A 223-nucleotide genomic window follows, 5' to 3' on the forward strand; every position below is an offset into this window, starting at 1 on the left:
CCCGCACGGCTCCGCCGGTCGCGGCCCGTGGCCCGGCGGTCGATATGGACGACGATGAGGCACCGCGGACAGCCCGCCGTCCCGGCGCGGCCAAGCCCGTCGCCCCCCCTACGGCCCCGAGGGCCGTGCCCGGCGAGGAGCGCCGTCGCGGCCGCCTGACGCTTGCCACTGCGACCTCGGACGACGACGAGCGCACCCGTTCGCTCGCCGCCTTCCGTCGCCG

The 223-nt window shown here is 78.9% G+C and carries 1 protein-coding gene; it reads left to right on the top strand.

The genetic code is table 11. The features are described 5' to 3' along the window. On the top strand, nt 1-223 hold a 223-nt coding region (locus tag E4K09_RS16795; RefSeq protein ID WP_134498951.1), incomplete at both ends, for a hypothetical protein.

Origin of the sequence: Microvirga pakistanensis, from assembly GCF_004458765.1 — a bacterium.
In the GTDB taxonomy this organism is placed as follows: domain Bacteria; phylum Pseudomonadota; class Alphaproteobacteria; order Rhizobiales; family Beijerinckiaceae; genus Microvirga; species Microvirga pakistanensis.